This window comes from Pseudomonas jinjuensis (assembly GCF_900103845.1).
GTDB classification, from domain to species: domain Bacteria; phylum Pseudomonadota; class Gammaproteobacteria; order Pseudomonadales; family Pseudomonadaceae; genus Pseudomonas; species Pseudomonas jinjuensis.
This window is the reverse complement of the sequence record NZ_FNIJ01000016.1, coordinates 137,888-143,887: the sequence shown is the minus strand read 5'-3', so window position 1 is coordinate 143,887 and position 6,000 is coordinate 137,888. Positions and strand designations below refer to the sequence as shown.

General features: G+C 66.2%; 6 protein-coding genes and 1 pseudogene. 4 read left to right on the top strand and 3 right to left on the bottom strand.

Features of this window, described 5'->3' with window-relative positions; genetic code table 11:
- Nucleotides 1–374: pseudogene (locus BLR75_RS21150) on the top strand (IS4 family transposase); the annotation flags it as partial.
- 51 nt (nucleotides 375–425) lie between these two features.
- Here BLR75_RS21150 and BLR75_RS21145 read toward each other — a convergent pair.
- The gene (locus tag BLR75_RS21145) at nucleotides 426–881 is read right to left on the bottom strand and encodes a MaoC family dehydratase (protein WP_084313419.1); all 456 of its coding nucleotides are present in this window, start codon (nucleotides 879–881) and stop codon (nucleotides 426–428) included.
- A 181-nt stretch (nucleotides 882–1,062) separates the two neighbouring features.
- Here BLR75_RS21145 and BLR75_RS21140 point away from each other — a divergent pair, with 181 nt between their 5' ends.
- The 3 genes from BLR75_RS21140 (at nucleotide 1,063) to BLR75_RS21130 (ending at nucleotide 2,817) form a co-directional block, all read left to right on the top strand.
- Complete coding sequence (locus BLR75_RS21140; RefSeq protein ID WP_084313421.1) at nucleotides 1,063–1,425, top strand: CidA/LrgA family protein; 363 nt, start codon at nucleotides 1,063–1,065, stop codon at nucleotides 1,423–1,425.
- Nucleotides 1,425–2,138: an LrgB family protein gene (locus tag BLR75_RS21135; RefSeq protein WP_084313423.1), complete on the top strand. Its 714-nt coding sequence runs from the start codon at nucleotides 1,425–1,427 to the stop codon at nucleotides 2,136–2,138. Before BLR75_RS21140 ends, BLR75_RS21135 begins: the two co-directional genes overlap by 1 nt.
- Nucleotides 2,139–2,226: 88 nt before the next feature.
- Nucleotides 2,227–2,817, top strand: coding sequence for an LON peptidase substrate-binding domain-containing protein (locus BLR75_RS21130; protein ID WP_084313425.1), 591 nt, complete (start codon nucleotides 2,227–2,229; stop codon nucleotides 2,815–2,817).
- 137 nt (nucleotides 2,818–2,954) lie between these two features.
- On the opposite strand, the gene prpD is transcribed toward BLR75_RS21130, so the two are convergent.
- Nucleotides 2,955–4,439, bottom strand: a complete 1,485-nt coding sequence (prpD, locus tag BLR75_RS21125; RefSeq protein WP_084313427.1) for a 2-methylcitrate dehydratase — start codon at nucleotides 4,437–4,439, stop codon at nucleotides 2,955–2,957.
- Between the two features lie 259 nt (nucleotides 4,440–4,698).
- Nucleotides 4,699–5,886 carry a 2-methylaconitate cis-trans isomerase PrpF gene (gene prpF / locus BLR75_RS21120; RefSeq protein ID WP_084313429.1) on the bottom strand — a complete coding sequence of 396 codons (1,188 nt, stop codon included), beginning with the start codon at nucleotides 5,884–5,886 and terminating at the stop codon, nucleotides 4,699–4,701.
- Between the last annotated feature and the right edge of the window lie 114 nt (nucleotides 5,887–6,000).

Below are 6,000 nucleotides of genomic sequence, written 5' to 3'. Positions count from 1 at the left end.
GGGATATCAAGAGCTCCCTGCAGCAGAACGCGGTCACCCTGCGCAGCAAGAAGGTCGAGCTTATCTATCAGGAAGTCTGGGGGTTGCTGCTGAGCTACAACGTCATTCGCCGTGAGGCGAGTCAGGCAGCGGTGGCCTTCGGCCGCTCAGTATCCGAGATACGCTTCAAGCCGGTAGCCCACTACATCGCCGTTCAACTGATCGTGATGGCAGCGGCCAATCCGATTTCTGCTACCGGAAGGCGATTGACGGAGTTGCGGGCCGGGATCGGCGGGCTGTTTCTGGATCGCCGTCCAAGGCCTACCAGGCCAAGGACGGTGAAGATCTCAAAGACTCGTTACCCGGTGAACCGCAAGGCCGCTCCGCTTAAGTGAACAGCATTACGCATTTCGCGGGCTTTTTCACAGCGGCGGTCGGCCGGGCGCTCAGACGAAGCAGAGGCAGAGCGATTCGGCGATGTAGGCGGGCTTGGCCTGGTTTTCGATTTCCAGCGTGCAGCGCGACTTGATCAGCCACTGGCCGGGGTTCTTCTCGGTGATGTCGGATACGCTGATCTGCATGCGTACCCGCGAGCCGACCGGAACCGGCTGGATGAAGCGCACGCTGTCGAGGCCGTAGTTGACCACCATCTTCGGGTTTTCCGGCAGCACGGCCAGGCCTTCCATCAACCTGGGAATCAGCGACAGCGAGAGGAACCCGTGGGCGATGGTGCCGCCGAACGGCGTCTGCTTCGCCCGCTCCGGGTCGACGTGGATGAACTGGTGGTCCTCGGTGCACTCGGCGAACTGGTTGACGCGCTGCTGGTCGATGGTGAGCCACTCGGAGTGGCCCAGGTCCTTGCCTATGTAGTCCTTCAGGGTATTTGCGGGTACGAACGGCATAACTTCTCCATTGGCGCGATTTTCTTGTGGTGTAGCCGGGCTGCCAGCCCGGGCCGCTAGATCATCATGTAACCAGTTCATGGTCAATATGCCGGTCGTCAGTCATTCTTTAGGCGAATATGACTCCATAGTCACGGGAGGGGCAGGCATAATGCGTCCCCCTTTCGCTGGAGGAAATCCCATGCTGCTGCGTGGCCTGACCTGGCTGGTGCTGTTCCAGCTGCTCGGCACGGGTCTCAACGTGCTGATCCTGCCCATGATCCCCGGGCCGATCATCGGCCTGGTGCTGCTGTTCCTCTACCTGCTGGTGCGTGGTGAGGTCAGCGAGCCGATCAACGTCGCGGCCTCGTCGCTGCTGCGCTACCTGCCGCTGCTGCTGGTGCCGGCGGCGGTGGGAGTGATGGTCTACGCGCGGCAGATCGCCGCCGACTTCTGGGCCATCGCCGGCGCGCTGGTGCTGTCGCTGCTGCTGTCGTTCCTGTTCGCCGGCTGGCTGATGCAGAAGCTGCTCGACCGCCAGAAACATCGTCGGGAGGGCGCCTGATGTTCGACTGGCAAGGCGCCGCTCAGGCGGTGATCCATCATCCGCTGTTCTGCGTCGGCGTCACCCTCGGCGCCTACCAGCTGGCGCTGGCCGCCTACGAGCGCACGCGGCTGGTGTTCCTGCAGCCGGTGCTGGTGTCCATGCTGATGGTGATCGGCGTGCTGCTGGCCTGCGGCATCGGCTACGACGAATACAGGACCAACGCACAGGTGCTGACCATCCTCCTCGGTCCTTCCACCGTGGCGCTGGCGGTGCCGCTGTTCCTCAACCTCAGGCGCATCCGCCAGCTGTTCTGGCCGACCCTGCTGACCCTGGTGATCGCCGGCCTGTTCGCCACCGTCGCCGGGATCGGCCTGGCCTGGGCGTTCGGCATGGAGCGCAACATGCTGATGAGCCTGGCGCCGAAGTCGGTGACCTCGCCGATCGCCATGCTGGTGGCCAGCCAGATCGGCGGCGTGGCGGCGCTGGCGGCGGTGTTCGTGCTGATCACCGGCGTGCTCGGCGCCATCCTCGGGCCGGAACTGCTGCGCCGCATCGGCGTCCACCATCCCGCGGCGCAGGGCATGGCGCTGGGCATGACCGCCCATGCGGTGGGCACCGCCCGCGCGCTGCAGGAAGGCGAGGAATGCGGCGCCTTCGCCGCCCTGGCGATGAGCCTGATGGGCGTCGCCACTGCCGTGCTGCTACCGTTGGCGGTAGCCTTGATCGCATGAGGCCGGCTGCGCGTCGGCCATACTGCCTGGAAAGCCCTGCCTGGCCTGGATAGCGAGGCCGGGCAGGTCGACTGGTTGAGGAATCGTCATGAGCTTGCCGCTGTTTCCGCTCAATACCGTGCTGTTCCCCGGCTGCCGGCTCGATCTGCAGATATTCGAGGCGCGCTACGTGGACATGATCGGCCGCTGCATGAAGCAGGACAGCGGGTTCGGCGTGGTGGCCATCGTCCGCGGCGAGGAAGTCGGCACCGCCCCCGGCGCGTTCGCCCGGGTCGGCTGCGAGGCGCGCATCCGCGACTGGCAGCAGCGACCCAACGGCATGCTCGGCATCCGCGTCGAGGGCGCCCGGCGCTTCCGCGTGGAATCGGCGAAGGTGCTGCCGGACCAGTTGACCGTTGCCGAGGTGGAGTGGCTGGAAGAACTGCCGGAGAAACCGCTGACCGACGAGCACGAGGACCTCGCCACGCTGCTCGGCGCGCTGTCCATGCACCCGATGGTTTCGTCGCTGGAAATGGGCGGCGAAGTCCTGGGCCAGCAGGACCTCGCCTGCCAACTGGCCTACCTGCTGCCATTCGACGTGGCGCAGAAGCAGGTGCTGCTGGAGATGGACGACCCCACCGTGCGCCTGGCGCGGATACAGGTTCTGCTGGAGCAGTTGCAGGGGGATCTGATCGCGTAGGAGCAATTGCCGTCGCATCTTCCCGTAGGAGCGGGCCATGCCCGCGATGCTCTTGTGCCGAAGATGGTCGCGGGCATGGCCCTACAGTGGTGCCCCCGGGTGGAAAACCGTGAAGCGTTTTCCACCCTGTCCCCGCTTCAGATCACCAGCATTTCCATGAACCGGTTGACCGGCGTGGCCTCCAGCCGTGTCTGGTCCTTGCACAGGGCGAAGATTTCCGCGCAGCGCTGCGCCGGGAAGCGTGTCGCCAGGTTGGCCTGGAATTTCCGCTCCAGCAGCGGAATGCCTTCGGCGCGCCGGCGGCGGTGGCCGATGGGGTATTCCACGGCGACCTGGCCAGTGCTGCTGCCGTCCTTGAAGAACACTTCCACGGCATTGGCGATGGAGCGCTTGTCCGGCTCCAGGTATTCGCGGGTGTAGCGCGGGTCTTCGACTATCTCCATCTTCCCGCGCAGTTCGTCGATCAGCGGATGGGCGGCGTGGAAGGCGTCCTCGTAGTGCTCGGCGACGAGGTCGCCGAAGATCAGCGGCACGGCGGTCATGTACTGGATGCAGTGGTCGCGGTCGGCGGGATTGGTCAGCGGGCCGACCTTGGAGATGATGCGGATCGCCGATTCCTGGGTGGTGATGACGATGCGGTCGATCTCGCCGAGGCGGTCCTTCACCTGCGGATGCAGGATCACCGCGGCCTCGGCGGCGGTCTGCGCGTGGAACTCGGCGGGGAAGCTGATCTTGAACAGGATGTTCTCCATCACGTAGCTGCCGAAGCCCTGCGGGAAACGGAAGTGGCGCAGCTTAGCCGGCTTGGTATCCAGGTCCTTGTTGGTATGGCTGAACGACACGTCGTAGAAGCCCCATTGCGGCGCAGTGAGCACGCCGGGGATGCCCATCTCGCCGCGCCGGGCGATGTCCGCCAGGCGCACGCCGCGGCTGGAGGCGTCGCCCGCCGCCCAGGACTTGCGCGAGCCGGCGTTCGGCGCGTGGCGGTAGGTGCGCAGCGCCTGGCCGTCGACGAAGGCGTGGGACAGCGCGGCGAGCATCTGCTCACGATTGGCGCCGAGCAGCCAGGTGGCGACGGCGGTGGAGGCGACCTTCACCAGCAGCACGTGGTCGAGGCCGACGCGGTTGAAGGAGTTTTCCAGCGCGAACACGCCCTGGATCTCGTGGGCCTTGACCATGGCTTCGAGCACCGTGCGCATGCTCAGCGACGCATCGCCGTTGGCCAGGCGCTGCTGCGACAGGTGATCGGCCACGGCGAGGATGGCGCCGAGGTTGTCCGAGGGATGCCCCCATTCGGCGGCCAGCCAGGTGTCGTTGAAGTCCAGCCAGCGCACCATGGCGCCGATGTCCCAGGCGGCCTTGACCGGGTCGAGGCGGAAGCTGGTGCCAGGGACGCGAGAACCATGGGGCACCACGGTGCCTTCCACCAGCGGGCCGAGGTGCTTGGTGCACTCGGGGAAGCGCAGGGCGAGCAGGCCGCAGCCAAGGGTGTCCATCAGGCAGTTGCGGGCGGTGTCGAGGGCTTCGGCGGAATCGACCTGGTAGCCGAGGACGTAGTCGGCGATGTCCTGCAGGACCGGGTCGTAGTCGGGGCGGATGTTGAGGTCGACGTTGCTGCTCATCTTTCCTCCGAATGATTGCAGTCGGGGTTCCCCTCACCCTAGCCGTCTCCCGGAGGGAGAGGGGACCGTTCGGCGTAAGCGGGAGTATCGGAACCTTCCTGTAGGAGCGGGCCATGCCCGCGACCGGCCGCGCCCAGGTGCGCTCCTACAATGAGCCGTGCACCGGTGCGCCAATGGGAATCCGTTCGCGAGCAAGCTCGCTCCTACAAACGAAAAAGCCCGCTTGCGCGGGCTTCTCCAAATCGACCGGAAGCGTTCCTTAGAACGAATCCCCCGGCACACGCACCACGCCTTCCATCAGGATGCGCGCGCTGCGGCTCATGATCGCCTTGGTGGCGGTCCACTCGCCGTTCACCTGGGCGGCCTCGGCGCCGACGCGCAGGGTGCCGGACGGGTGGCCGAAGCGCACGGCGCTGCGCTCACCGCCACCGGCGGCGATGTTCACCAGGGTGCCGGGGATGGCGGCGGCGGTGCCGATGGCCACGGCGGCGGTGCCCATCATGGCGTGGTGCATCTTGCCCATGGACAGCGCGCGGACCAGCAGGTCGATCTCGCCGGCCTTCACTTGCTTGCCGCTGGAGGTGATGTAGTCCTTCGGCGGTGCGACGAAGGCGACCTTCGGCGTGTGCTGGCGGGTGAGGGCTTCTTCCGGCTTCTTGATCAGGCCCATGCGCAGAGCGCCGGCGACGCGGATCGCCTCGAGGCGGGCCAGCGCTGCCGGATCGGTGTTGACCGCTTCGCGCAGCTCGCTGCCGGTGTAGCCGATGGCCTCGGCCTCGACGAACACGGTCGGGATGCCGGCGCTGATCATGGTCGCCTTGAGGATGCCGACGCCGGGCACGTCCAGGTCGTCGACCAGGTTGCCGGTGGGGAACATGGAGCCGCCGTCTTCGCCGTCATCGGACGGGTCGAGGAACTCCAGCACGATCTCGGCGGCCGGGAAGGTCACGCCGTCCAGCTCGAAGTCGCCGGTTTCCTGGACCTGGCCGTTGCTGACCGGTACGTGGGCGATGATGGTTTTCCTGATGTTGGCTTGCCAGATACGCACCACGCAGGTGCCGTTCTCCGGGATGCGCGACGGATCGACCAGGCCGGCGTGGATGGCGAAGGCGCCGGCGGCGGTGGACAGGTTGCCGCAGTTGCCGCTCCAGTCGACGAAGGCCTTGTCGATGGATATCTGGCCGTAGAGGTAGTCGACGTCGTGCTCGGGCTGGCTGCTCTTCGACAGGATCACGCACTTGCTGGTGCTGGAGGTGGCGCCGCCCATGCCGTCGATGTGCGCCGAATACGGATCGGGGCTGCCGATCACGCGCATGAACAGCTTGTCGCGGGCTTCACCCGGAACCTGGCAGCGCTCGGGCAGGTCCTGCAGGCGGAAGAACACGCCCTTGCTGGTGCCGCCGCGGATGTAGGTGGCGGGGATCTTCACTTGGGGTACGTGGGGCATGGGATCAGGTCCTGGCAGTTCAATGTAGGAGCGAGCTTGCTCGCGAACAGCCCCGCAGCGGGGACGGGTTCGCGAGCAAGCTCGCTCCTACGAAAAGATGCCGAGCCCGGAGGC

Coding starts and splice junctions, on each gene's coding strand:
- BLR75_RS21145 (WP_084313419.1), bottom strand. CDS start 881: ATGCCGTTCGTACCCGCAAATACCCTGAAGGACTACATAGGCAAGGAC.
- BLR75_RS21140 (WP_084313421.1), top strand. CDS start 1,063: ATGCTGCTGCGTGGCCTGACCTGGCTGGTGCTGTTCCAGCTGCTCGGC.
- BLR75_RS21135 (WP_084313423.1), top strand. CDS start 1,425: ATGTTCGACTGGCAAGGCGCCGCTCAGGCGGTGATCCATCATCCGCTG.
- BLR75_RS21130 (WP_084313425.1), top strand. CDS start 2,227: ATGAGCTTGCCGCTGTTTCCGCTCAATACCGTGCTGTTCCCCGGCTGC.
- prpD (WP_084313427.1), bottom strand. CDS start 4,439: ATGAGCAGCAACGTCGACCTCAACATCCGCCCCGACTACGACCCGGTC.
- prpF (WP_084313429.1), bottom strand. CDS start 5,886: ATGCCCCACGTACCCCAAGTGAAGATCCCCGCCACCTACATCCGCGGC.